Origin of the sequence: Bacillus sp. FJAT-50079, assembly GCF_018343515.1 — a bacterium.
Classification (GTDB): Bacteria; Bacillota; Bacilli; order Bacillales; family Bacillaceae_C; genus Lederbergia.
Genome location: NZ_JAGYPD010000003.1, coordinates 331,375 through 357,426, shown reverse-complemented (window position 1 = coordinate 357,426; position 26,052 = coordinate 331,375). Strand labels below are relative to the sequence as shown.

Here is a 26,052-nt window from a genome sequence, read left to right as displayed (position 1 = left end):
CATATCGCCCTAGCTTCTTATTAATAGGTAGTTATTCAGCCGCTTCCAGTGCTCGTTTTGCTAACATGAGCGCACCCGTAATTCCAGCATCATCGCCAAGTGCCGGTGGAACGATGTATTCATCAATCTGTTCCGTAATTTGCGGAATGGCAACATATCCATTAAGTAACGACTGTACTTGTTTACGAACGAGCGGGAATAATTGTTTTTGCTTCATCACTCCGCCGCCCATAATAATTCTTTGTGGCGAAACAATTAATATATATTGCATGAGCGCTTGTGCTAAATAATAAGCTTCAAGCTCCCAAACTTCGTTGCGGTCCGCAAGCTTTATGCCCTTTTCACCCCAACGTTCTTCAATCGCTGGTCCGGCTGCCATCCCTTCCAGACAATCTAGATGGTACGGGCAGCTTCCTTTATATGAATCTTCCGGATGCCTGCGAATGAGTACATGGCCCATTTCGGGATGAGAGAGACCTTGTAGTAGTTTACCTTGAATAACAGCGCCTGCACCAATTCCCGTTCCAACGGTAATATAAAGACAGCTTTCAAGACCTTGGCCAGCTCCATGTAATAATTCCCCTAATGCTGCGCCATTTACGTCCGTGTTGAATTCAATTGGAACATGCAGAGCGTCCATCATCGTTTTTACGAATGGATAATTCGCCCACCCTTGCTTCGGTGTTGAAGTAATATTTCCATATGTTGAACTGCTTTTATCAACATCGACAGGACCGAATGAACCAATCCCAAGCGCTTCAATTGAATGTTTTTCAAAGAATGCTAGCACCTCTGGCATCGTTTCTTCTGGTGTTTTCGTAGCGATTTCGATGCGCTCGATAATTTTCCCATCGGCTGTCCCAATTGCACAAACAAATTTTGTTCCACCAGCTTCGATTGCTCCAAACATTTAAATTCCTCCATCCCCCATTGTTCGAATAAATTTTCTAAACGCTTCCTGACCCTCTTTTGTTCGTTTGTACACCCCTGCATGTTCAAGGACTTTCGCAAACACGTATCCTACTTCGTTTCTTAAGATAGCTGCAATGTTTTTCTCATTCAAATCCTCGTATTTTCTTTTGATCGTAACAGCCCATGCGGCATGTTTATTTGTTTGTTCATCAGCATAAATCCGTTCTTCACCATCCACCTGAAGTAAATATTGTCCGACTTTTTGTAGCTCCTCTTTTAATCTGCCTGGCAATACCGCTAAGCCCATCACTTCGATTAAACCGATATTTTCCTTTTTTATATGATGAACCTCTTTATGCGGGTGGAAGATGCCATACGGATGTTCTTCATCTGTTCGATTATTGCGCAGGACAAGATCGAATTCGAAATAGTCATCGATTTTACGGACAATGGGTGTGACCGTATTATGCGGAACTTGTCCACTGTATGCATAAATATCGGCATCAGGATCGCTATACTCTTTCCACTGCTTTGTAAGCATATCAGCAAGATTAGCTATTTGCTGACGATCCTTCCCACGCAACCGAATGACAGACATCGGCCAGCGAACGATCCCTACTTCGATTCCTTCGTAATTTTCGAAAGTAAATGTTTCTTCCATTTTCGCTTTCGCCATTGGAAATTCATGATTGCCGCCTTGAAAATGATCATGGCTTAAAATCGAACCACCGACTATTGGTAAATCGGCATTGGACCCAATAAAATAATGCGGAAATTGATTAACAAAATCGAGTAAGCGTTCAAAGCCCGCCTTAGATATTTTCATCGGGCTATGCTCTCCGGAAAAAACAATCGCATGTTCATTATAATAAACATATGGCGAATATTGGAGAAACCATTGTTCATTATTTAATCGAACAGGAATAATTCGATGGCTTTGCCTCGCAGGATGATCCAATCTTCCCGCATAGCCAACATTCTCCTTGCAAAGCAAGCAATCCGGATAAGCGACTTTCACCATTTCTCTTTCAGCAGCAATCGTCGTCGGGTCTTTTTCAGGCTTTGATAAATTAATCGTGATTTCCAAATCCCCATAAGCTGTTGGTGAATACCAATGTTCATTTTTCGCAATTCGATCTGTCCGAATATAATGGGAATGCTTACTTAGTTCATAAAAGTAATTTGTTGCAACCTTTGCCCCATTTAAACGATAGTGTTCATAAAACGTTTCAATGATAACCGACGGGCGGGCAACAAAAACTCCCATGATCTTCGTATCAAGTAAATCGCGATATGTTACCGTATTCATATTAAGTCTACCGTTTTCCACGGCCCAGTCAACAATTGTTTCTAAAAAACGAATAGGTGACTCATCGTTACTTTCACCGATATCAACGGTTTTCCATTCGTCAAGCTGAAGGATTGATAAAAGATCATTTCTAACGTAATCAACGTCCCACGTTTTGATTAAGTTTTTTTTCAAACCATATTGAATAAGTTCTTCGAGTGCTCTATAAATAGTCAACGCTCTCCCCCTCCTTACCATTAGTAACCATTGGGATGTTTTTGAAACCAATTCCATGCGCTTTTGATCATTGATTCAAGTGATTCATATTGTGGGTTCCAGCCAAGCTCTTTTTTTGCCTTCGCGGATGACGCAACGAGTCGTGCTGGATCGCCTGCTCGTCTTGGTGCAACGGCCGCACGAATTTCCTTGCCCGTTACTTTTCTTGCTACCTCTACTACTTCATTTACACTATATCCATTTCCATTCCCCAAATTATACGTGCCACTTTTACCTGTGGAGCGTAATTTTTCAATCGCTAATATATGCGCAGCGACTAAATCGATAACATGAATATAGTCGCGGATACATGTTCCATCCTCTGTATCATAATCATCGCCAAAAATAGCAATTTCATCGCGTTTACCAAGTGCTGCTTCCAATATAATTGGAATTAGATGTGTTTCTGGGTTATGGTCCTCGCCGATGATCCCATTCGGATGGGCACCTGCCACATTAAAATAACGGAGAACAACATATTGAATCCCATACGCTTGCTCGCTCCACTTCAACATTTTTTCGACCGCAAGCTTCGTCTCCCCATAAGGATTTGTCGGTGCTGTTTCTGCAGTTTCAACAATCGGAATTTCTTTCGGTTCCCCATAAACAGCCGCTGTTGAAGAGAAGACGATGTTTTTAATTCCGTGTTTATTCATCGCTTTTAATAAGGTAATTCCCCCACCAACATTGTTATCATAATATTGAAGCGGCTTCTGAACGCTTTCTCCAACGAGGGAATCAGCTGCAAAATGCATAACCGCATCAATGTTATTTTCAGTAAAAACGAGATCGAGAAACGGTTCATCCCGTAAATCTCCATCGTAAAACGTTGCCCCTTCTGTCAATGCACCAACATGTCCCTTTTGCAAATTATCGATTACAACAACTTCTTCACCACGTGCAAGTAATTCAACAACTGCATGACTACCAATGTAGCCCGCTCCCCCACAAACTAAAATCGCCATCTCTATTCCTCCTCATTTTTTATAGCAACTTGGCAACTTCTTAATCCATGTACGAAACTGCCCGAGCACCGTCGCCGATTTTGACAGTATAAAAGTCGGCCTTCAAACTCGTTTCTTTCGTATACGCTTCATCCACTTTTTCTATAAATATATGTGCATCTACTTTTTTCACTAGGTTGATCGTGCAGCCTCCAAATCCGGCTCCTGTCATGCGTGCACCAATTGCCCCGGCATCCCAGGCAGCTTTAGCTAATGCATCAAGTTCTGGTCCTGTTACTTCATAATCATCACGGAGCGATATATGCGATTCATTCATTAGTTGACCGAATCCTTCAATATCGCCTATATTCAATTTCTCCACCGCTGCTAATGTCCGGCGATTTTCATACACCGCATGCTTGGCTCGTTTTCGATCGATATCATCTTGAATCAAATATTTGTTCTCTTCAAATTCCTTCTCCGTTAGTTCACCAAGTGAATCAATCTGCAATTTCGATTGCAATTGTACTAACGCACGCTCACATTGCTGCCTGCGCTCATTATATTTCGAATCGGCTAATCCACGGCGTTTATTTGTATTTGCGATAATTAATACATAATCATCGAGCTGTAGCGGGCTATACTCATACTTTAATGTCTGGCAATCTAGCAAGATCGCATGGTCTTCCTTTCCAAGCCCACTGGCAAACTGATCCATAATTCCGCAATTGACACCGATAAATTCATTCTCGGCTTTCTGTGCGATTTTAACAAGCTCGATCATCTCCTGATTACATGCAAATAACTTATTTAACATGACTGCGGTTGCCATTTCGATCGATGCAGACGATGATAGCCCAGCTCCGTTTGGAATATTTCCGTCATATAAAAGATCGAGTCCTGCATCCAATTTCAGGCCTTTTTCTTGAAAAATTGCCATAACCCCTTTTGGGTAATTCGCCCAATCATCCTCTTCTTTGTACGTAAGTCCATCAATACTTCCTTCGATGATGCCTAATTCTGAGAAATTTAGTGAGTAAAAACGTAACTGACGATCATTGCGCTTCCTAGCAATAACGGTTGTCCCTACATTAAGCGCGCACGGAAAAACATGCCCTCCATTGTAATCTGTGTGCTCACCAATTAAATTTACTCGCCCCGGTGCAAAAAACACTTGTGCGCTTTCATTTTTTCCAAATTGTTCAATAAACGCATATTGCAATTTTTCAATATTCATCGTTATTCCACCTTTCTATCAAAAAGACTTTGTTAATTAATTTAATTTACTTATTATGTTATAATAGCAATATCATGATTGCAATTCTTTTTTGATAATAGGTGGTGTTTTTTATGGAAATAGGAAGTTTTCAAGGTATGAAATCATTAAATCGGTCAATTGTTTTAAATAAAATTCGGATTTCGGGACCAATTTCGCGTGCGGAAATCGCCCGTGATACGAAGCTGACGCCACCAACCGTCAGTAAGCTCGTTAATGAATTATTAGAGTCCGAGTTAATTATGGAAGGTGAGATTGGCGAATCATTAGGGGGGCGAAAACCAACATTACTTTCAGTAAACATTGATCGTTTTCACGTGATCGGTGTCGATGTTGGGCCAAAGTCAATTCGCGCTGCCCTATGCAATTTAAGTGGAACAATAATTGCTTGTTCACAAAAACGGATTCCCTTCCCAATCACGAATGAGGAATTATTGACGTTACTAAAAGAAACGATTGCAACACTAGCTACTGAGCAAGAAGTTGTAGGAATTGGCATTGGCATGCACGGAGCAGTTGATCATGAACAAGGAATTGCCCTATTCGCTCCTATCCTTCACTTGAAAAACATTCCGATCGCTTCAATGCTTGAGTCCGATTTTTCCATGCCTGTCATCGTTGATAACGATGTGCGTGCCCTAGCATTTGGGGAATATTGGTTGAAAAATCAAGAACAAAAAGGAACATTTGTAACAGTAAATCTCGGACACGGTGTAGGTGCAGGCATTGTTCATGACGGGAGATTATTTCATGGGGAACATGATCTTGCTGGAGAAATTGGTCATATGACAATTGACCTCTCTGGTGAACAATGTTCCTGTGGCAATATTGGCTGTTGGCAAACACTCGTATCTGGACCAGCGATTGCAAAGGAAGCGATGCGTCAGCTTGCACATAGAAAAGATAGCACACTTGCGAATCAAGCAATCGAAGGAAAAACGGTGTACGAAGCAGCATTAGCGGGCGATCCACTTGCCATCGATGTGTTAAGGAAAACAGGTGAATATATTGGAATTGGCTTGACCAATTTAATTCATATATTCAATCCAACAAAAATCACAATTGCTGGTGGTGTTGCAAAAGCACATGAGTTCCTTTTACCTGAGATCAAGCAAACACTTTGGAATAGAGGATTAACTGATCAAGCAAAAACGACGGAAATTGATTGTTCCACACAAGATCAATATGGAACAGCAATCGGAGCAGCGACGCTCGTGTTAGCAAATATCTTTTTAGAAAATTAACAGTCATGACTCTCCTTTTCTCACATACATGTAATATGATCATGGTTTTGAGGAGGAGTTCTCATGGAAGTCCAAGTTCGATCTGGAGATTCATTATGGCATTATAGTCAGCTATTTTATATTCCGCTAATTTTGATCATTGATTCTAACCCAAATATCGATCCGCATGCGCTACAAATCGGAAGCATGATTCGAATTCCGGGATTTTCAACGACCGATTATACAATTAAAAGCGGGGATACCTATTGGAAACTTGCGCGCACCCGTAATGTGGATATCGATGCTCTCATGCTCTTAAACCCGAGTTCGAATCCGAACCAACTGAAGATTGGGGAAAAGATCCGACTTCCTTCTCGGGTAACGAGCTTTATTGTCAATGGAAATCAAGCTTATGATTTCCAATTGATGAAGGCGGATATCGAAAAGCTGCGAACGATTTACCCGTTTATTAAAAATGGGGATGTGGGAAAAAGTGTGCTCGGTCTTCCACTTTCCTATTTAAAAATTGGAAATAGCAGTAGAAAAGTGCATATGAATGCGTCTTTTCACGCAAACGAATGGATCACGACACCCATTTTAATGAAGTTTTTAAATGAATATTTGCTTGCGTTAACAAATGGAAAAACGATAAAAGGTGTTTCTGCCCTAACATTGTATTTGCGTTCCCAATTAGCTGCCGTTCCAATGGTCAATCCCGATGGCGTCAATTTAGTGTTAAACGGGCCTCCCGCCTCTGAAAGAGATAAGGTCATCGCACTAAATAAAGGCAGTACTGATTTTTCGGGGTGGAAAGCAAATATTCGAGGAGTGGATTTAAATAAGCAATTTCCGGCAAATTGGGAATTCGAGCGTGATCGAAAACCGAAAGAGCCTGGACCGCGTGACTTTCCAGGATATTCGCCACTTTCAGAGCCTGAAACGAAAGCAATGGCAAACTTGGCCAACCGTGAAAATTTCGAGCGCTTGCTCGCTTTGCATACACAGGGTCAGGAGATTTATTGGGGCTACGAAGGATTGGAGCCTCCTGAATCCGAAGTACTCGCTAATGATTTTGCAAAAATTAGTGGCTATAAAGCGGTTCGATATGTCGATAGCTATGCTGGATACAAAGACTGGTTTATCCAAGACTTTCGTAAGCCCGGCTTCACATTAGAGCTTGGCATCGGGCAAAACCCTTTGCCTATCTCGCAATTCGATGAAATTTATGCCCACGTATCAGGAATTTTTGTGCGGGCGTTAATGTAGTCAGAAAAAAGAACGGATTCCATGCTAGAAGGTATGGAATCCGTTCTTTTTCATATTGTATTAAGTATATTTGTAAGCTGGAACAGATTTTCTAAGCCGTCAATCTCCTCTTTTTCTTTTCCAAAAAGTCATTATTGCCAAAGCAAGTACGGCACCTAAAGAATCCAATCCGACATCGAAAATCGCGCCTGTCCGATCTGGAAGAAAGGCTTGATGAATCTCGTCAGATGCCGCGTATAAAGTCGTTAGCGACCATGAAAGCCACGGTCGTTTTTGATCAAACCCGTTATAAAAAAGAATGGCTAATAAGCCAAATGCACTTAAATGCACTGTTTTTCGGAATAGCACATTAAAAAATACAGCTTGCGCTTCAGATAAGTTAAATAATTTAGCAAGCAACATTTGTGTCGACCCGCCTGTTGCAGTAGTTGACCCGGATGCGATAAAAATCGCGATACACCAGAGCACTGCTGCCCCAAGCCATATATATCTTTTTTGCATAAAAATACCTCTCTACGAAAATATCAAATTCATTTTAAGTATACGGATGTTCCACACGAACATCAATCATGCTTATGATATAATTGTACAAGAACTTTTTTATCCTTTATATTGGACGGTGAATGAACGTGGAAGAAACGTATAACATCGATTTTCATCCTGTTTGGGAAAAGAAACTGACAGAAGAACAGAAACAGCAAATCATTCAAAGCATAGACACCGTTCCATTTGTTCAAAATCAGCTAACGACGAACGTATTGATTGCCAAATTCAAAAAAAACGGCGGCTTTGTTACTACCGTCTTACTCAATAATGGCTATGCCCATTCATTACAGCTTGAGCAAATCATTGTAAATGTGATGAATGATAAAAATGAATTGCTCGCGGAAGGCTCTTTTAATCCACAACTAATGATTGAGCCCCATTCATCGCAGCCATGGTCATTTGTCTTTGCTCATGATATGGTGAGGAATCGAATATTAAAATTAAATCAGTTACATGTTGAGGTGGTATATGATGGTTAACGTATTATTTGTCTGTCTCGGGAATATTTGCCGCTCCCCGATGGCAGAAGCATTATTCAAAGATATGGTGGCAAAAGAAGGATTAGAAAAAGAAATTTTTGTCGATTCAGCCGGGACGAGCAATTGGCATATTGGAGCTCCACCACATAAAGGAACATTGAAAAAGCTTGGCGAATACGGAATCGATGCAAAAGGGCTGAAAGGAAGACAGTTTACGAAAGAAGACTTTGAATCGTTTGATTACATTGTCGGCATGGACGCTAGTAATATTCGAAACATCTATACGATAACAGGTATGCCAAAACATCCAAAAATTATCCGTTTGCTTGATTTAACAAGTCACAAAAATGATGTGCCTGATCCATATTATACAGGCGATTTTCAGGAAACATACGATCTTGTACAAGAAGGATGTAAAGTACTACTTGATAAAATAAAAAAAGAAGCATTATAAGGGCAGCCATTCTACTGCCCTTTATTTTACTTTTTCTAATGGATATGTAAAAGCTCTTCTTCTTCTTGAGAAATGGACGATCGGCTTTGTTTTAGAAAAAAGGGAAATTCCTTTACCCGTGATAACCTCTACTTGTCCATTCGTCACCTTCCATTTGTCATGATGAATGTCTCCCCTATATACATGCTTCCCCTTGATCGAGTACATGCAGTATCGTTCTAATAACCAATGATCAAGCGTTCCTGGCTCGACTTCGTATAAAACATCTTCACCTTGATAAGCAAGTTTCACTTCTCTTCTTTCTTTTTTATTCAAACTAGAAAAGAAATACTTATTATTTTCACATAAAAATGTCATATCCGCCATACAGTAAGGAATGCCGGTATAAGCCCTTGCCCCAACAACAGTTGGTAAATGATTTGCATCAATTCTAAAGAAATAAATTCCCGGAACACCTTGATATACGACGTACGTCCGAATATTTAATTCCAAATAAGCAGTCATGAAGGGGATAAGAGGCAGAAAACGACCACGTGTGTTTGTAGCACGAAAAGGAATGACACTTATCCATGCTTGATCATTAAAGAGATCTAACTCCAAATCCTCCGGTATACGGTTTCGTACAAATGCAGCATCCACTGGCCAGTGCATAAACAGCATATCCCTCCACACCTGTGTCATGATCCATGGCTTAGAAGGTAAGGGAAATGGGCGATGATCGAGTTCAAGAAATTCTTTGTACATTCCATTCACTCCTTTCCTTTTATCTTTTCCCATTACTGAGTAAACATGAAATAAAACATAGACTACACTCTGCATAAAAAAAAGACCCTACCATTCATTCAGGTGATGTGCACCCCAAAAGTTAGACCAACCAAATCTAACTTTTGGGGTGTTTTTTATGGTCAAATATGATGAAGGATTCAAGCAAAAAGTGGTTGACGCTTATTTAGCTGGCGAAGGTGGATATGCTTCCTTGGCTACTAGATTTGGAATTCGAAGTAAAACGAATATAAGAAAATGGGTCAGTGCGTTCCAACAATTTGGGAAACAGGGCTTAGCTAGTAAAAAAGCAAATGCGAATTATCCTGTTCAATTTAAATTAGATGTCTTAAACTATAAGTTAAGAACAGGAGATTCCTTTGAAGATGTTGCTAGAAAATTTGGCATTACTGAACCGCCTATGATTCTTGGCTGGTTGAGAAAGTGGCAAAATGAAGGCATTGAAAAAAAGATTGCCCTTATCGAACGACTATACACTCCGATCAGGGGTGGGGTTCTCAAATGAGAAAATATGTAAAGAAACTAAAAGAGAATGGTATATTTCAAAGTATGTCCCGAAAAGGAAACTGTCTGGATAATTCGCCAATGGAAAATTTCTTCGGCATAATGAAACAGGAAATGTATTATGGGAAAGTTTATCGCTCATTTGAAGAGCTTAAGCAAGCAGTGAATGATTATATTTTTTACTATAACAATGAACGGATAAAAGCAAAATTGGCTGGCATGAGCCCGGTTGAATACCGTCTTCATACCAGCCAACTAGCTGTTTAAATATTTTAGCTTTTGGGGTTCAGCACACCAAAGGTCTTTTATAAATATTCGATTTACTTCATTTAGGAATAAAGCAATAGCTCTCATCTACTCTAGATGAACTCAATCAATAGCAATCATAACGACTGACATCGCTGGGATCGTAATTAAGAGTGATTGTCCAGCTGTTTTTACACCCATAAATTCGACCGGTTTTACATTTTCTGGTCGGTCAAACGTATTATGAGCATTCATCTTATTAGCCGTTAAAATCGTTCCTTTCACCTTCACAGATCCAAGATCCATGCCTCGAACTTCGATTTCCATTTCCGTTTGACTTTGATGATCGAGATTACAAATGCTTATATGAATACTACCATTTGCATCCTTTGAAGCAGAAGTACTTACTTGTGGTAATGAATCGCCAGCTAATTCGTAATTTGTAATATTTTCATCGATTGTAAGCAATTGTGCATCTTGATGAACCTTAAACATATCAAACACATGATATGTTGGCGTAACAATCATTTTTTCTCCTTCCGTTAATATCATCGCTTGGAGAACATTGACTGTTTGTGCGATATTCGCCATTTGAACACGTTCTGCATGCTTATGAAAAATATGAAAATGAAGACCTGCAACTAGTGCATCTCGAATCGTATTTTGTTGGTAGAGGAATCCTGGATTCGTGCCAGGCTCCGGATCAAGCCACGTTCCCCATTCATCGATGATCAATCCGACTCTTTTGTCTGGATCATATTTATCCATTATCGTGCTATGTTTTGTGATTAGCGTATCCATATGCAGAGCTTTTTTCAATGTGTTAAACCATTCATTTTCTGGGAAATTCGTTGCGGATCCTTTTGCTGTCCATGATTCACCAGGAATAGTGTAATAATGTAAGCTTAGTCCATCCATTAGCTTATGGGCATTTTTCATAAGAACTTCCGTCCAATTGTAATCAGAAGAGTTTGCTCCACCTGCAATTTTATACAAACGATTATCACCGTAATTTCGAACATATGTCTGATATTGGCGGTATTTATCTGCATAATATTCAGGACGCATATTTCCACCGCATCCCCAGCTCTCATTGCCTACACCGAAGTATGTTAATTTCCATGGTTCTTCTCGGCCATTTTTCTTTCTCAAGTTAGCCATTGGGGATTCACCATCAAAGGTCATATATTCAACCCATTCAGACATTTCCTGGACGGTTCCACTGCCAACATTCCCGCAAATATAAGGCTCCGCATCCAGCATGTCACAAAGCATCATAAATTCATGCGTTCCAAAATGATTGTTTTCAACAACGCCACCCCAGTGTGTATTAATCATTTTTTTACGGTTTTCACGTGGACCAATTCCATCTTTCCAATGATATTCATCCGCAAAACAACCGCCCGGCCAGCGCAAAACAGGCACTTGGAGCTTTTTTAAGGCTTGAAGAACATCATTGCGAATTCCGTTCGTATGTGGGATTGGTGAATCCTCTCCTACCCAAATTCCTTGATAAATTCCCCTACCTAAATGCTCAGCGAAATGACCATAAATATTTTTATTAATGGTTGCTTTTTCTATATCTGCCTGAATAATGACATGGTTTTTCAATCCATTCCCCTACTTTCTTTTCCATTAAGCTTGCAGAACGTGATTCATCCATGTTTCAAACGGACAATTATATTAAAGTTGACTAAATGTATACTTCGTCACCGAAGAAAATGGTTGATCCTTTTCAAGTACCCATGATGGGAATTGTGGATGATTTACTGCATCAGGTAAGCCTTGAGTTTCCAAGCAAACTCCTAAATATTTTTGTGAAGGGACACCATAAAATTCAACCCCTTCAGGAAGCGCGTTCGATGTGTATACAACGACACCGACTTCATCCGTTTCAACGGTCATCTTTCGTCCACTTGTTCGATCCTCGAGAATGATTTCTTCATTATGATTTTCACTTAATAGAAACGGATGATCATAGCCATTACCAACAAGCTGATTTTGAACATATTCAGATTCAATGCCCATTCTAATTTTTCGTCCTTCTTTAAAATCAAAAGTCGTTCCTTCTACATTATGTACATGCCCCGTAGGTAATAATTCATCATTTAATTCAAGATATTCATTGCTTTTTAATGTTAAAAAGTGATCTTGAACATCACGTTTCAAATTCCCACTTAGGTTAAAATAAGAATGATTCGTCACATTCAAAAGCGTCTTTTGATCGGAAATTCCTTCATATCGAATGATGAATTCATTGTCATTATTTAACAGATACGACACCTTCATATGTAAATTTCCAGGATATCCCTCTTCACCATCTGGGCTTATATAGGAAAACTGCACCTCAGCCATATCTTCATGCTCGATGATATTGGCATCCCAAATCACTTTGTCAAAACCCTTCGCTCCACCATGCAGATGATTTCCATTTTCGTTTTTTTCCAGCCTATACGTTTTTCCATCTAACTCAAATGTCGCTCCACCAATTCGCCCAGCGACTCTTCCAACAATACATCCAAAATAAGGGGAATGATCTATGTAATCTTCCAGCTGATCATAGCCAAGAACGATATTTTCCATCACGCCATTTTTATCAGGAGTAATGATTTTCGTAATTGTACATCCATAATTAATGCAAGTTACTTTGACTCCGCTTTCATTTTCAAACGTAAACGAATATACTTTTGACTGACCGATCTCACCAAATAATTCTTTCGTTATTTTCATTCGCTATTCACCTATCTTTATATAATACTATTATGATAGTATTCGCCCGTGCGCATGTCAATTGCACAGAAATTTCACGTTTAGATTTCTAAATAAATAAGCATCAGGCTACTAAAGCCTGATGCCTTATTTCATACTAGTTGTTCGACCAATTCCATTACTGCTGACTCAAGCTTTTCTATTTTAGCTTGGCTATCAGCATGCGAAGCACCTTTTACAGCAAAATAAAATTTCGCTTTCGGCTCTGTTCCAGATGGTCGAATGCACACCCAAGAACCGTCCGATAATGTAAACTTAAGAACATTCGATTGCGGCAAAGCGATTACCGTTTTTTCTCCCGAACGCAAATCAACTTTTTCGCTAATCGCATAGTCTTCAATTGCGTCAATCGAAGTATCACCAAAGCTGTTCGGTGGTTGGTTGCGGAAGGTTTGCAAAATCGCAGCGATTTGCTCTGCTCCTTCCTTTCCTTTTAATGTAAGTGATCTTAATGACTCTTTATAAAATCCATACTCTGCATACAATTCGTTGAGTGCATCAAATAATGATTTTCCTTGCTCTTTATAAAAAGCTGCAATTTCCGCTGCAAATACCGCTGTTTGGACAGCATCTTTATCGCGCGAGAAATCACCAATTAAATAACCATAGCTTTCTTCATATCCGAATAAGAAGGTATGTTCCCCTGTTTGCTCGTACTCTTTAATTTTTTCACTAATAAATTTAAAGCCTGTTAATACATCTAACATGTCTATTCCAAAGCTTTTCGCAATCGCACGTCCCATTTCCGAAGTAACAATTGTTTTTATCGCTACTCCATTTTCAGGAAGTATTCCTTTTTGCTGGCGTTGGCTTAAAATATAATGAAGGATTAACGCCCCAACTTGGTTGCCAGTTAAAACAACATATTCCCCTTCATCGTTTTTAACTGCTACACCAAGACGATCTGCATCTGGATCTGTTCCTAGCAGCACATCAGCATTATGCTCTTTACCGTATTTAATCGCCAATTCAAACGCTGCTGTTTCTTCAGGATTTGGTGATGCAACCGTTGAAAAATTCGGATCTGGTTGCTCCTGCTCTTTAACAACAATTACATTTTCAAAACCAAAAGCGGATAAACCGGCACGAACAGAGTGGTTCGCTGTTCCATGAAGCGGAGTAAACACAATCGTTAGATCACGTTTTGTATCACGATTTAGCTGAATTGACTTCATCGCTTCCGTATATGCGTTATCAACTTCCTCGCCTATGTACGTTAACAAATTCTTTTCTAGCAACTCATTTTCATCTGCCGATTCAAGCTGAAGCTCACTTCCGGCATTTTGAACGTAACCAATAACAATATCAGCAGGTTCAAGTGGTAATTGTCCTCCGTCTTCACCGTATACTTTCATCCCATTATATTCGGGCGGATTATGACTTGCTGTAATGACAACACCGGCAAAAGTTTTTAAATGGCGTATCGCAAATGATAAAACTGGGGTCGGGCGTAATCCTTCAAAAAGATATGCATGAATTCCATGCTTACCGACCGTTTTCGCCACTTCTAAAGCAAATTCCGGTGACATATGTCTTGAATCATGGGCGATGACTACACCACGCTCCATTGCTTCCTCACCTTGATCAACGATATAGCGCGCAAGTCCCTCTGCTGCCTTTCTCACCGTGTAAATATTCATGCGGTTCGTTCCTGGTCCTAGCTCTCCGCGCATTCCGCCCGTTCCAAACTCTAACTCCTTGTAAAAGCTATCTTCAAGCTGCTGTTCTGTCATTTTTTGCAGCTGATCTTTCAATGCACTGTCCAATTTTTCAAATTGTAACCACTCATCAACTTTCTTTTCCCACATTTGTCATCCCTCTTTGCAGTGTAATATCGCCATTATATCAAACTACCCTTATCGTTCCAAACAACACTTTAAATAAGCTTTATTCGATTTTTGTCGAAAACAGATACTCTTACCGGCATTCAAAAAGCATTCAAATCTTCCTACATAATAACCTTGTCGATTTCCCGGGAAATTTCGGGTAAAAAGGAATATTCTTAGGAAATATATTTTTTTATCGACAAAAACTAAGTGTGAACCATTCAAGCGGGAACATCCCGCTTTTTTATCACTTGCTCCATCACCCCGGTTCCTAGCGTAACCCCCGCAACAATCAGTCCAAATCCAAGCCATTGTCCAGCATAGATCGTTTCCCCAAGAAAGAAATAAGAGCCAATTACTGAAAACAAAGGCGTTAAATTTAGGAATAATGCCGATTTCCCAGCACCCACTTGTTGGATCGCGTAATTGTAAACAAAATGACCTACTCCGGTTGCAATGATGCCGGAAAACAAAAATAAGGTCCAAGCAACCGTCGTTCCATGCTGTAATCCCTGAATTCCATTTGGTTCACTGGGAACCGCTAACATAAAAAGGAATCCTGAACCGATTAACTGGGTCATTCCGGTTAATAAGGCAATATCCACGGTTGCCGAAGCCTTTTTCACTAAAATAAAACTAACTGTTTGCACGAAGACGGCAAAGCAAAAATAAAGATCTCCTCTTGATATGACAATCGCTTCACTTGCTCCAGATACCATGACAGAGGCAACCCCGATAAAACCAAAAATCAAACCGACTACCCTTGAGGCCGTCAATCGGTCGCCAAGGAAAAAAGATGCTGCAATCGAGGTGACAATTGGTACCGCTCCTAAAATTAACCCGCCATTGGCCGCCGTTGTGTACTTCAATCCTACTGACATTAAATATTGATGACCAAGTATTCCAGTAATGGCAATTCCTAATATGAATAAAAATTCTTGTCTTGTAAACTTCCGAAATACCTTTCGATAGAAAAGTACAGGGAGTATCGCTAAAAAAGCAATAAAGACGCGCAATGAGGTAATTGTAATTGCAGGAAATGCAGTAACAACAACTTTAATTGCAATAATATTAAAGCCCCACACCATCATCATTAATACAAGAATGATATATAAAAATGAGTTCCTCATTTACATCCTTCCTTTATCGCTTATAAGTACTAAAAACCACTATAAACTCTTTTAGAAAAGAATTACAGTGGTTTTTAGTACTTCATTGTATTTGTTTAACCATTGGTAAAACCCATAAATAAATTTGATGGCCAAGAAAAATTCCAAGTATGCCAACAATGCCTGACAATGCCGGAGGTGCAGGTATTGGTAACTTGACAACCGCAAACAATAATCCGACAAATACACCAGCGATTAAAGCTAAAATTATTTGCATCATTTCAAGTAATCCCTTCGTGATTATAATGCCTTATTTAACCGTTACACCTACTTCAATATTTTTAAACTTCTGCACTTGCTCAGATATCGCTTCCTCTGTTGGAAGTCGTTCAATGCTTGATGCACCAAAAAATCCAGATACCCCTTTTGTTCTGCTTAAAACATAGGCAGCATCTTCGGGTTCAGAAATCGGTCCGCCATGACAAAGAACAATAATATTTTCATTGACAGATTTTCCTCCGTCATGAATTTCCTGTACTAGAGTAACCGCATCATCTAAATCCATCGCCGTTTGTGCACCAATTGCTCCTTTCGTTGTTAATCCAACATGTGCAACAAGAATATCAGCACCTGCTTCTGCCATTTTGATTGCGTCTTCTTTGTTAAAAACATATGGCGAAGTAACTAGACCTAGATTATGAGCTTTTCTAATCATTTCAACTTCTAAATCATACCCCATTCCCGTTTCCTCTAAATTTTGTCGGAACTGTCCGTCGCATAAACCAACGGTTGGGAAATTTTGTACGCCCGAAAAACCTTGTTCTTTTAATTGCTTCAAGAACAGATCCATATTTCGAAACGGGTCTGTTCCACAAACCCCTGCCAAAACTGGCGTATCTTTAACAATCGTAAGTACTTCATTTCCCATCTCTACGACAATTTGGTTCGCATCTCCATATGGCATTAATCCTGCTAATGATCCTCGCCCAGCCATTCGGTAGCGCCCAGAATTATAAATAATAATTAAATCGATTCCGCCCATTTCGGCACTTTTCGCTGATAAACCTGTACCAGCTCCCCCGCCAATAATTACCTTATTATTCAGAATATTTTCACTAAGACGTTGTAACACTTCTTGTCTTGATACCGCCATTATTACCTACCTCCATGTCAATTAGTTGTATGAGCTGATTTGCAATCAATTTAGATACAGATGGGTCATTAATGTCTTCTTCAACCTCGATAAAAGGAATATTTTGATCGAGATTATCCTTTATTCCTTTATAAAGTGCTTCTCTTTCCTCCAGACCCTCGAATGCCTGCCCTGTCCGATCTAACAAGGATACGCCACCTTTAGGGAATACTAGAACCGTTGGTGCTTGTGCTTTATTTAACTTTTCAGCTATGATTTCTCCGAGCTTTAGGCTTTCCTCGACAGTTGTTCGCATTAATGTTGTTGTAGGATTATGTTGATAAAACTTTCTTGATTTAAAGGCATCTGGCACCGTTTCAGGTGGACCAAAATTGACCATATCTAGAGCTCCAACAGAAACGACTTGCGGAATCCCTTTTGAACCGGCACTTTCTAATCTGCTTGCACCTGCACTAAAAATGCCTCCGACAAGCTTATCTGCAAGTTCCGTTGTCGTAATATCAACGACTCCTTGGATAAATCCGTCTTGGATTAAAGCTTCCATTGCATCTCCACCTGTCCCAGTAGCGTGGAATACGAGAACGTCATATCCATTTTCCTCTAAAATCTCCCTTGTCTTCGTCACACATGGTGTTGTCACGCCAAACATCGTAGCGCCAATCATCGGTCTGCTATCAAGTGTTTGGATGTTTTCCGCTCCCTTTACCATACCGATTAATGCATTAGCAGCGTTTCCTAGAATACGAGAGGATAAACTATTGATCCCAGCAATGTCGACGACGGAATACATCATAGTAATATCTTTTTCTCCCACATATGGTCGAGTATTTCCTGAGGCAACAGTGGAAACAAGTATTTTCGGTATCCCGACTGGTGCATTTTTCATTGCTGTCGCCGCCACAGTTGTTCCTGCTGTTCCACCCATTCCGAAAATTCCTGAAACCTTCTCATCTTCAATGAGTTGTTTTACTAAAGATGAAGCACCTTCTGCCATGACAGAAACAGCTGATCCTCGATCATTTTTCCTTCTTAGCTCTTCAATTGATGAACCTCCTGCTTTCGCCACATCTGCACTTGTAATATCACCTTCTACTGAGGTTTCATAGATCCCTGTATTCATAAGTAAACTCTCTACGCCAGCCGCCTCTATAAGCTCCTTAACATATAAAAACTCCTTTTCCTTCGTATCCAGTGAACCGATAATGACAACTTTTTTAGTCATAGGCTCCTCCTTATGCTTTTACCATTAGAATTTTTTCAAAAAACTCTTTTGTAAGACGGACTGCCTCAACTTCGCCAATTTTATCTTGTTGGTAAAATGACGGGTAATGTGTGTCAATCGTCATAATTGCATTCGGGTCATAAGTGGAAATCGCCTTCATAATATCTTCATGTTCGAAATCATCCTTACCAGCAATCGCAAAATTATTAAATCTACCATTCGGAAAATCCGAACTTATAGAATTGACTAACCTAGAAGCTCCCTTTAAATGAGTTTGATAGACATAGCCTTTAATATGCTCGTACTTTTCAACTGTCGGATACTCCCCAGATCTCCAACCGTTAATAATATCCCAATTGATTTTCAAATTAGGATGATCCGCATATTTAACAAGTATTCCTAATTCCTCACAATTATTCGCTAATGTAGGCGGCTCATTTTCTATCAATAATATTTTGCCGCGCTTCTGAGCATGCTCTGCATGCCTTCTCATAACTTCCGCATTATTCCTGTACTCTTTATCCTTTTCAGTATCCGTCAGGAAATCAAAATTTTCTTTTCTATGCAATGGATAAACCCTAATATAAGGTGCAGCAAAAGCATCAGCTAGATCAAATAGTCGATTAAGCTCCGCACTCATTTTTTTATGATGATTTTCATCATAATTGTCATAGCTTGAGGGGCCGGAGAATGTGCAAGGATTAATTGCCCATGAGCTTAATGTAGTTACTTTAAGCTCATGTTTCTCTATTAATTCACTTAGCTCCTTTGCTTTTTCCAGCGAAATCGTATCGATCGTATCGCCGTCTAGCTTTGCCCGCAAATCAATATATTCAAATCCCAAATCTTTGGCGATTTGAAGAGATTGTTCAAAAGATTCTGCGCCTAGCATGTCTGTAATAATACTAAACTTCATTGAAATTCCCCCTTTTAAATTTCAATCCATTTTCCTTGCTTATTATTTTTGTATGCTTCAAAGATTTTAGTTAAATGCCACGAATCTCTTAATGTCGCTCTTTCCACCTTTCTTTCATTCAATACGGCATGGGCGAAATGAGTGACACTTTGAACCATCCCTTGCAAAAATAAATTTTTATTGTATAGCTGCCCAAGTGAAAATTCCGGTTCCCAATGAACAGGTCCATCCGTCGGATCGTCACCTATGTACGAAGGGGCCTTTCCATATTCGCCGCTTCCTTTTGAACCTTTGTAATATGATAATCGCATCGCATTATCGAGAACGATATTTTGTTTATTTCCAATTACTTCATACCGTTCATATGGACTAGTTTCCGCCTGTGTGGATGGCAAATGTAAACTGCCAATTGCCCCCGATTTAAAAGAAAATAATGTTTGAACGTCTCCGCTTGGCTGATGTTCAATAAAACACATTTCTTTTACATCTCCCATTAAATAATGGATACCTGACATTGGATGGCAAATATCTAAAAACCAATGAAGGCCTGTTCGTTCTCCAATATCTTCTTGAAAGGGTGATAATGTGAGCGGATATCTTCCTGTCACCGATACAGACTCACCAAAGGTGCTGCTATCTAAAATCTTTTTAGCGCTGACGAAGGAAGGATAGAAGTACCTTTTGTTGGAAACTAACACTTGCAATCCCGTTTTATCTTCGAGCTCTACAAGCTCTTCAGCCTCCCTCGCTGTATAGGCGATCGGCTTCTCCACCCAAACTGGAATACCGGCATTTAGTATATCCGGCAATATTTTCGGATAAAGAGGGTGGCCATTTTTGTCAAAATTCAAAACAACGAAAACAGCATCGAGATCCTCATTCTTGATCATCTCTTTATAATCGGTGTACGCCTTCTCGGCTCCAAAACGATTTCGATAAATTTCCGCTCTTTCCTGACTTAAATCACAAACAGCAATTAAATCAATCGGTGCATAATCAAAGGTTGGATAAACATTGCGAAATGAATGTGCCCCACAACCAATAAAGCCTGCTCTTAATTTATTCGTATATTCATAGTTAAATTTAATAGGTTCCAATTTTTATCGCCTCCTAAGCAACAAAACATAAATTATTCACCAATTGTGATTCGATCAGGTGCAGAATAAGCAATAATCATTCTGCATGGCTCCCAACTTGTAACTGTCGCATTATGTGGTATATTCCTTGGAATTCTTAGCATCATTCCCGGCTTAAGATGGTATGTTTCATCCCCAAGCGTATGATCACATTCACCAGATAGAACAAAGATCAATTCTTCACAATTTGGATGAACATGCCTTGGATTCGAAGTTCCCGCATTAATGTACACCATTCCAAAAGTCATCTCAGATTCTGGATCTATTTCTTGCCCACATAACCACTGAATCCCGCCCCACTCCATTGGCAGTAAGTGTTTTTCTTCATTTAAATCAGTAACCGTTGCTGCTTGAACATTTTTCATATTGATCGCTCCCTTTTCTCTATTTAGTCAGGACACATTTCCGTAAGCGCATACATTCACTTTGAATTTCTTTCACTGTATTGTCCTATTACCACTCATTCTAATTGTTTCACCATCTTGAACAAGGGGACAAACCGTGTATAAAAGTGGAGAAAAAATGGAATAAAGAAATTACTTATTAGCCCCACTAGACATTCCTTCAACGAAGGAGCGTTGAAAGATTAAATACACAATGATACTTGGAATCATACTGATGACCGTACCACCAAAGATTAAAGCATAGTTTGTTGCCTGCTCACCTTGGAAGGAATATAAGCCAAGTGAAATGGTAAATTTCTCCTGAGACATTAAAAGTACTAAAGGTAGTAAAAAGTCATTCCAAATGTTCATAAACGTAAAGATGAGAAGTGCAACCAAACCTGGTTTTGCCAACGGAAGCATGACAGACCAATACGTTCTCCATTCTCCCGCCCCATCAATCGTTGCAGATTCTCTCAGCTCCTTTGGAACATCTCGAAAAGTATTTCTCATTAAAAAGATGGAAAAAGGCAAGGCTAATCCTGCCGAAACAAGTGTAACTCCTGTTAATGTATCAACAAGACCCATAGAACGTAATTGATAAAAAATCGGAATAATAATCGCTTGAACTGGTAAGGCCATTCCTAATAAAACCAAGTAAAAAATCAAATTATTTCCACGGAAGGATAATTGTGCAAATGCGTATCCTGCTGGACATGCTACGAGTGCAACAATAACCATTCCACCAATTGTTACAAAAGCACTATTCAAAAAATAATTTTGAAAGTTTCCTAGATTCCATGCCTGAATTAAATTATCAAAGCTCCATGTCTTTGGCAGAGAGAATGGTGAAGCAAATATCTCCATATTCGTTTTAAAACTTGCTAATATTGCATAAAAAATAGGGGCCGTGATAAACAACAATAAAACGAAAAGAAAGATCCAAAGAGTCACTTGTGAAGAAATTCTTTTTCTTATAAAGGCCGCCATCATGATTCCGTCCTTTCCCGATAATAGTTAAATGCAATTGTAAATGTAATAACAATAATTCCTAGTATTACACTTCCCGCAGTTGCATAACTGACTTTATTCATACTAAAAGCAGACTTGTACACATAGGTTGATACAACCTCACTCATATAAAATGGCCCGCCTTGAGTCATAATCCAAATTAATGCGAAACCTTTTAATGCATGAATGATAACCATACTAATAACAACATTCATCGTATTCCTAAGGCTTGGAATCGTTATGCTCCATAATTTTCTAATTGGCCCGGCTCCATCAATATCTGCTGCTTCATATAATGAATAATCAATACTTTGTAGGCCAGCCAAAAATAGAATCATATATAATCCATAAAAAGCCCATGTACTTGCAATAACTAGTGCGGGAATAACAAAGAACGGTTCCCCCAGCCAATTTTTCGCTAAAGAACTAAGACCAATTGATTTAAAAAACATATTGATCGGACCCATTGTCGGATCATATATTTTAGACCAAAGTACACCAACTACGGCTAATGAGAGGACGCTAGGAAGATAAAATCCTGCTCTGAAGAACATTTTTCCCTTTTTTACTTTACTGATCAAAACGGCTAATACTAGTGTCGGAATAACCATCAAAACTAGACTAATCGCTACCCATAATAGATTATGCCCGATCGATTTAAGGAATATCGTATCTTTAGCCAAATGCCCATAATTTTGCAGCCCAATAAAGTTCATCGTTGCTGAAGCACCATTCCAATCAAATAGGCTATAACGAACGGCATCAATCATTGGATAAAGCATAAAAACAAAATATAGGATTAAAGCTGGTGCCAAAAACATCATTGCTGTTATATTCCTTTTAATCGCGGACTTTTTCTTTGCTTTAATCATTTGTTTAGTTTGCTGTGTAGAGATATCAATAGAGGACGAGGGTACATTCATATTCATGAGATTACTTGCCTCCTTTTTAATTACGGTCTATCCCCGTTTGAATACTAGGGATAGACCGTGGACTCCGTTACTTTTTATTCAACTTGTGCCCATTTGCTCGGTCTTTTTCCGCTCCGGCCTCAATATTATCCATCGCTTCCTGCGGTGAAATTAATCCACCTACTACACCTTGTAAATTTTGATAATACGCTTCCTTTGCTTCTGTCCCAATAAAAACAGTTGGATTATAGCCGGATCCTTCTTTCACATCTTCAATCGCCTGATTTAATATGTTTCCGGCTGCCTGAATATCCATCGAAACTTTTGAAGCAGGGATGAAGTTATAATCTGGGAAATTCATCACTGTTTCGCTAAATTCTTTGGAGACAATAAAATTCAACCATTTTTCTGCTAGTTCTGGATCCTCTGCCTTCGTTGGAATAACCCAAGTTTGTCCAATTCCTCCCGTTGGCTTTGCCGTTTTTCCATCAATGAAAGAGGGCATCATAAAGTAACCTACATCATTTTCTAAATTTTGTTCCGATAAGTCGGTAATAATATATGTGCCTGCTGAATATATGGCTGCCTGCTTATTAAGAAATTTGAAGCTTGAATCCGCTTGAGTTAAAGTAACCGATTCCTTAGGGATAAAGCCTTTTTCAACCCAATCCGCTAACATTTGCGCAACTTCAACTACTTTAGGATCATTCCATTTTCCATCCCCATAAATAATCTCTTCCACTTTTTCCGTACCAACAACAGCTTCTAGCATTACACTGAAAATCCATCCAATTGCATATCCGTTCCTAGCTCCGACCGTAATCGGTTCCTCCCCCGCATCTGCTAAGCTTTGAAGAACGGCTAAAAACTCTTCACTTGTCTTCGGTATCTCTATATTATGCTTTTCAAAAATTTCTTTATTGTAATAAAGGGCTATTGCATCAATCATATGAGGCAGTTCATAGATTTCTTCATCTCCCGCTATGAGGTTATATGCAAACGGACGAAGCTGATCTTGCCAATTATTTCGTTCATAAAGATGATTAATTGGTTGGATGAGCTCAGCCTCAGATAAGATCGATACTCGACCTGGACCTGCATTCATTAAAATCGCATCAGGTGTGTTAACTCCTGACTGAAGCAATGCTGGAAGGCTTCCCGATTCTACTTGAACATCTCCCGTTTCCACCTTTACTTCTACTCCAGGATTCATTTCTTTGAATTTGTCTACTACTGTTGCCCATTGTTTTTTCTCTACATCATTGTAATAGTTCGGAATGAGCAAATTTAAAAGCTTTTCTCCATCTTCTGCTGCTTCTTCCTTCTCTTTTTTCCCTTCCTCCTGCGGAGACGCTGACGGTGATTGACACCCACTTGTAAACGCATACATAACTAAGATCATTACAATTAAAATGCCCTTCCAATTTCGCTTCAACATCCATGAATCCCCCTTTTTAGTTTTAACAATACTACTTTTTTCCCGCCTTAGTGATCATTCTAAATGTTTTATCATCTGGAACAAGGGGGCTATTCGTGTATAAAAGTGGACAAAAAATGGGTCATGAAGATTTTACTTTTTTAAAATTTATTCTTTAGTATTCTTATGATATATTTATAACCACCTATTGAAAGCGTTTTATAAAAGTGGAGGTGGGCACAATAAAATTTATTCACTCAATCTTTTTTAAATTGCTTTTAGCTTTATTATTACTCTCTATTTTACCGCTGTGTATCGTTGGTTGGGTTACGTATAGCAAGGCTTCTGAAAGTATAACAGAAAAGCTAAATATACACGCGAATTACATTTTGGATCAAAAAATTAAAATTTTTGATGCACTTTACAAAGATCTTGAGCGAATGGAGCTAGGTATAACAAAAGGAAAAACATTTTCAACTTTTAGCAAAAATCAAGACTTCTTCGAACATCAACGGTTATTTCTCGAGCTAGATAAACTATTCATTAGTCTTGAAAGTCTATTTCCTGAAACAGAAGGAATTACCATTATAAATGAACAAGACTTTATTTATAATTATGGCTATTCCTTAAATCAAAAGATGAAAGCAAAAGATATTTATGAGACTTCTTGGTTTCAATCAATTCAAGATTTTTCCCATCCACAAATAACATCGATTCACACTCGTGAATATAGCAATTTTGATAAAAGTAACGATGTGTACTCATACATACATAAAGCTTGGGATCATAAACTTCAAAACTTTAGTTATATTATCATTGACCTTAAAAGTGACATGATTTCTAACATATTGAATGAAAATACTCAGTCAATCACTTCTACTGGTACGTTTATATACGGTAGCGAAAATTTTATTTTACCTCCCGATCCATCACTCGGTTTATCATATCAATTAGTTAAAGAAAATGACTCAGCTTCAACGATTACGAATAAAGATGGGGACAAATATATTATCTTCAAACAAACCCATCCGATAACAAAGTGGACCATTGTCGAATACTTCGAAGTAAATAGCTTTTATAAACCAATCATCGAAACAAAAATAATAACCTTTTTAATTATTTTTCTGATCACGTTAATCTGTTTCTTCGCAGCTTTATTTATATCATTGAAAATTTCTGGTCCGATTAAAAGATTACAAAAAAAAATATTGGAGGTGGAAAATGGAAATTTAGAGCAAAAATTCATTACAAATTCGAAGGATGAAATTGGTGCTCTTGCTCGAGGATTTAACCATATGCTTTTTCAAATTAAGAAGCTCATTGAATCTGTTGCCAAAGAAGAAAAGTTAAAAAAAGAGGCCGAAATTACGGCGCTCCAGCTGCAAATTAACCCACATTTTATATACAACACGTTAGAAACGATTAATTCTCTCGCTCGAAAAAAGAAGGAGTATGAAATTAGCCATCTCATTGTCCTATTAGGTCGGCTGCTAAGATTGAGCATTAGTTCTTTTGAAGAAAAGGTGACAATTAACCAAGAAATTACGTATATCGATTATTACCTAAAAATTCAAAAGGCGAGATTAAAAGAACCACTCGAGTATTATATAACGATTGATCCTGAGATCCAAGATTGCATGATGATTAAATGGATCTTACAGCCTATTGTGGAAAATGCGATCATTCATGGAATTGATCCATTACATTCCGGTGGAAAAATCTACATAAACGGTACATCTACTAACGATTCGATTCTCTTTACAATTATTGATAATGGAAAAGGAATTGACCCTATCACTCTTGCACAAATTCAAGAAAAACTAAAATACAATTCTGCGACATTAACAAAATATAAAAAAAGAGTAGGTATTTATAATGTACAAACGAGAATCGTTGCTCATCACGGGGAAAAGTATGGTATAAGCATAGACAGCAAAGTCGACGAAGGTACTTCCGTAACAATCAAAATTCCTAAATTGGAAGGTGATCAAGTGTGAAAAAA

General features: G+C 38.8%; 25 protein-coding genes and 1 pseudogene. 7 read left to right on the top strand and 19 right to left on the bottom strand.

Features of this window, described 5'->3' with window-relative positions; translation table 11 throughout:
• Window positions 1-31 precede the first annotated feature (31 nt).
• Genes KHA95_RS09340 through KHA95_RS09325 form a run of 4 tightly spaced genes read right to left on the bottom strand, consistent with a single transcriptional unit; the run spans window position 32 to window position 4,657 of the window.
• Entirely contained in the window at window positions 32-910 is an 879-nt protein-coding gene (locus KHA95_RS09340) for an ROK family protein (RefSeq protein ID WP_213137227.1), read from the bottom strand.
• Entirely contained in the window at window positions 911-2,458 is a 1,548-nt protein-coding gene (gene galT, locus KHA95_RS09335; protein WP_213137529.1) for a UDP-glucose--hexose-1-phosphate uridylyltransferase, read from the bottom strand.
• Window positions 2,458-3,441 (bottom strand): UDP-glucose 4-epimerase GalE, encoded by a 984-nt coding sequence (gene galE, locus KHA95_RS09330; protein WP_213137226.1) that lies wholly within the window; start codon window positions 3,439-3,441, stop codon window positions 2,458-2,460. The genes galT and galE overlap by 1 nt, the downstream gene beginning before the upstream one ends.
• A gap of 40 nt (window positions 3,442-3,481) precedes the next feature.
• Window positions 3,482-4,657, bottom strand: coding sequence for a galactokinase (locus KHA95_RS09325; RefSeq protein ID WP_213137225.1), 1,176 nt, complete (start codon window positions 4,655-4,657; stop codon window positions 3,482-3,484).
• 113 nt (window positions 4,658-4,770) lie between these two features.
• Between KHA95_RS09325 and KHA95_RS09320 the strand changes: the two genes are divergently transcribed.
• Window positions 4,771-5,940: an ROK family transcriptional regulator gene (locus KHA95_RS09320; RefSeq protein ID WP_213137224.1), complete on the top strand. Its 1,170-nt coding sequence runs from the start codon at window positions 4,771-4,773 to the stop codon at window positions 5,938-5,940.
• 63 nt (window positions 5,941-6,003) lie between these two features.
• A complete protein-coding gene (locus KHA95_RS09315) occupies window positions 6,004-7,185 on the top strand; it encodes a M14 family metallopeptidase (protein ID WP_213137223.1) in 1,182 nt (393 codons plus the stop codon).
• Window positions 7,186-7,284: 99 nt separating this feature from the next.
• Here KHA95_RS09315 and KHA95_RS09310 read toward each other — a convergent pair whose 3' ends face one another.
• The gene (locus KHA95_RS09310) at window positions 7,285-7,686 is read right to left on the bottom strand and encodes a VanZ family protein (protein WP_213137222.1); all 402 of its coding nucleotides are present in this window, start codon (window positions 7,684-7,686) and stop codon (window positions 7,285-7,287) included.
• 122 nt (window positions 7,687-7,808) lie between these two features.
• Between KHA95_RS09310 and KHA95_RS09305 the strand changes: the two genes are divergently transcribed.
• Window positions 7,809-8,210 (top strand): SLAP domain-containing protein, encoded by a 402-nt coding sequence (locus KHA95_RS09305; protein WP_213137221.1) that lies wholly within the window; start codon window positions 7,809-7,811, stop codon window positions 8,208-8,210.
• Complete coding sequence (locus KHA95_RS09300; RefSeq protein WP_213137220.1) at window positions 8,203-8,664, top strand: low molecular weight protein-tyrosine-phosphatase; 462 nt, start codon at window positions 8,203-8,205, stop codon at window positions 8,662-8,664. Before KHA95_RS09305 ends, KHA95_RS09300 begins: the two co-directional genes overlap by 8 nt.
• Before the next feature lie 21 nt (window positions 8,665-8,685).
• On the opposite strand, the gene KHA95_RS09295 is transcribed toward KHA95_RS09300, so the two are convergent.
• Window positions 8,686-9,408, bottom strand: coding sequence for a YqjF family protein (locus KHA95_RS09295; protein WP_213137219.1), 723 nt, complete (start codon window positions 9,406-9,408; stop codon window positions 8,686-8,688).
• Between the two features lie 157 nt (window positions 9,409-9,565).
• On the opposite strand from KHA95_RS09295, the gene KHA95_RS09290 reads away from it, so the two are divergent.
• Complete coding sequence (locus KHA95_RS09290) at window positions 9,566-9,952, top strand: helix-turn-helix domain-containing protein (RefSeq protein ID WP_213137218.1); 387 nt, start codon at window positions 9,566-9,568, stop codon at window positions 9,950-9,952.
• Window positions 9,898-10,218: pseudogene (locus KHA95_RS09285) on the top strand (transposase); the annotation flags it as partial. The gene KHA95_RS09290 and the pseudogene KHA95_RS09285, both read left to right, overlap by 55 nt.
• A 102-nt stretch (window positions 10,219-10,320) precedes the next feature.
• Here KHA95_RS09285 and KHA95_RS09280 read toward each other — a convergent pair.
• The 13 genes from KHA95_RS09280 to KHA95_RS09220 form a co-directional block, all read right to left on the bottom strand.
• Entirely contained in the window at window positions 10,321-11,808 is a 1,488-nt protein-coding gene (locus KHA95_RS09280) for an alpha-N-arabinofuranosidase (protein ID WP_213137216.1), read from the bottom strand.
• A 72-nt stretch (window positions 11,809-11,880) separates the two neighbouring features.
• A complete protein-coding gene (locus KHA95_RS09275; protein WP_213137215.1) occupies window positions 11,881-12,927 on the bottom strand; it encodes an aldose epimerase family protein in 1,047 nt (348 codons plus the stop codon).
• 131 nt (window positions 12,928-13,058) lie between these two features.
• Complete coding sequence (locus KHA95_RS09270) at window positions 13,059-14,774, bottom strand: phospho-sugar mutase (protein WP_213137214.1); 1,716 nt, start codon at window positions 14,772-14,774, stop codon at window positions 13,059-13,061.
• A 239-nt stretch (window positions 14,775-15,013) separates the two neighbouring features.
• Entirely contained in the window at window positions 15,014-15,922 is a 909-nt protein-coding gene (locus tag KHA95_RS09265) for a DMT family transporter (RefSeq protein ID WP_213137213.1), read from the bottom strand.
• Between the two features lie 82 nt (window positions 15,923-16,004).
• Entirely contained in the window at window positions 16,005-16,181 is a 177-nt protein-coding gene (locus tag KHA95_RS09260) for a XapX domain-containing protein (RefSeq protein ID WP_213137212.1), read from the bottom strand.
• A 30-nt stretch (window positions 16,182-16,211) separates the two neighbouring features.
• Window positions 16,212-17,054, bottom strand: coding sequence for a phosphoenolpyruvate hydrolase family protein (locus KHA95_RS09255; protein WP_213137211.1), 843 nt, complete (start codon window positions 17,052-17,054; stop codon window positions 16,212-16,214).
• Window positions 17,017-18,276: a Tm-1-like ATP-binding domain-containing protein gene (locus tag KHA95_RS09250; protein ID WP_213137210.1), complete on the bottom strand. Its 1,260-nt coding sequence runs from the start codon at window positions 18,274-18,276 to the stop codon at window positions 17,017-17,019. The genes KHA95_RS09255 and KHA95_RS09250 overlap by 38 nt, the downstream gene beginning before the upstream one ends.
• A gap of 10 nt (window positions 18,277-18,286) precedes the next feature.
• Window positions 18,287-19,192: a sugar phosphate isomerase/epimerase family protein gene (locus tag KHA95_RS09245; RefSeq protein ID WP_213137209.1), complete on the bottom strand. Its 906-nt coding sequence runs from the start codon at window positions 19,190-19,192 to the stop codon at window positions 18,287-18,289.
• A 14-nt stretch (window positions 19,193-19,206) separates the two neighbouring features.
• Window positions 19,207-20,289, bottom strand: a complete 1,083-nt coding sequence (locus KHA95_RS09240) for a Gfo/Idh/MocA family protein (RefSeq protein WP_213137208.1) — start codon at window positions 20,287-20,289, stop codon at window positions 19,207-19,209.
• 32 nt (window positions 20,290-20,321) lie between these two features.
• Window positions 20,322-20,693 (bottom strand): cupin domain-containing protein, encoded by a 372-nt coding sequence (locus tag KHA95_RS09235; protein ID WP_213137207.1) that lies wholly within the window; start codon window positions 20,691-20,693, stop codon window positions 20,322-20,324.
• Between the two features lie 171 nt (window positions 20,694-20,864).
• Window positions 20,865-21,701: a carbohydrate ABC transporter permease gene (locus KHA95_RS09230; RefSeq protein ID WP_213137206.1), complete on the bottom strand. Its 837-nt coding sequence runs from the start codon at window positions 21,699-21,701 to the stop codon at window positions 20,865-20,867.
• Window positions 21,701-22,651 (bottom strand): carbohydrate ABC transporter permease, encoded by a 951-nt coding sequence (locus KHA95_RS09225; RefSeq protein WP_213137205.1) that lies wholly within the window; start codon window positions 22,649-22,651, stop codon window positions 21,701-21,703. Before KHA95_RS09225 ends, KHA95_RS09230 begins: the two co-directional genes overlap by 1 nt.
• 70 nt (window positions 22,652-22,721) lie before the next feature.
• Window positions 22,722-24,071 (bottom strand): ABC transporter substrate-binding protein, encoded by a 1,350-nt coding sequence (locus KHA95_RS09220; protein ID WP_213137204.1) that lies wholly within the window; start codon window positions 24,069-24,071, stop codon window positions 22,722-22,724.
• Window positions 24,072-24,283: 212 nt separating this feature from the next.
• Here KHA95_RS09220 and KHA95_RS09215 point away from each other — a divergent pair, with 212 nt between their 5' ends.
• Complete coding sequence (locus tag KHA95_RS09215; protein WP_213137203.1) at window positions 24,284-26,047, top strand: sensor histidine kinase; 1,764 nt, start codon at window positions 24,284-24,286, stop codon at window positions 26,045-26,047.
• Window positions 26,048-26,052: the final 5 nt, after the last annotated feature.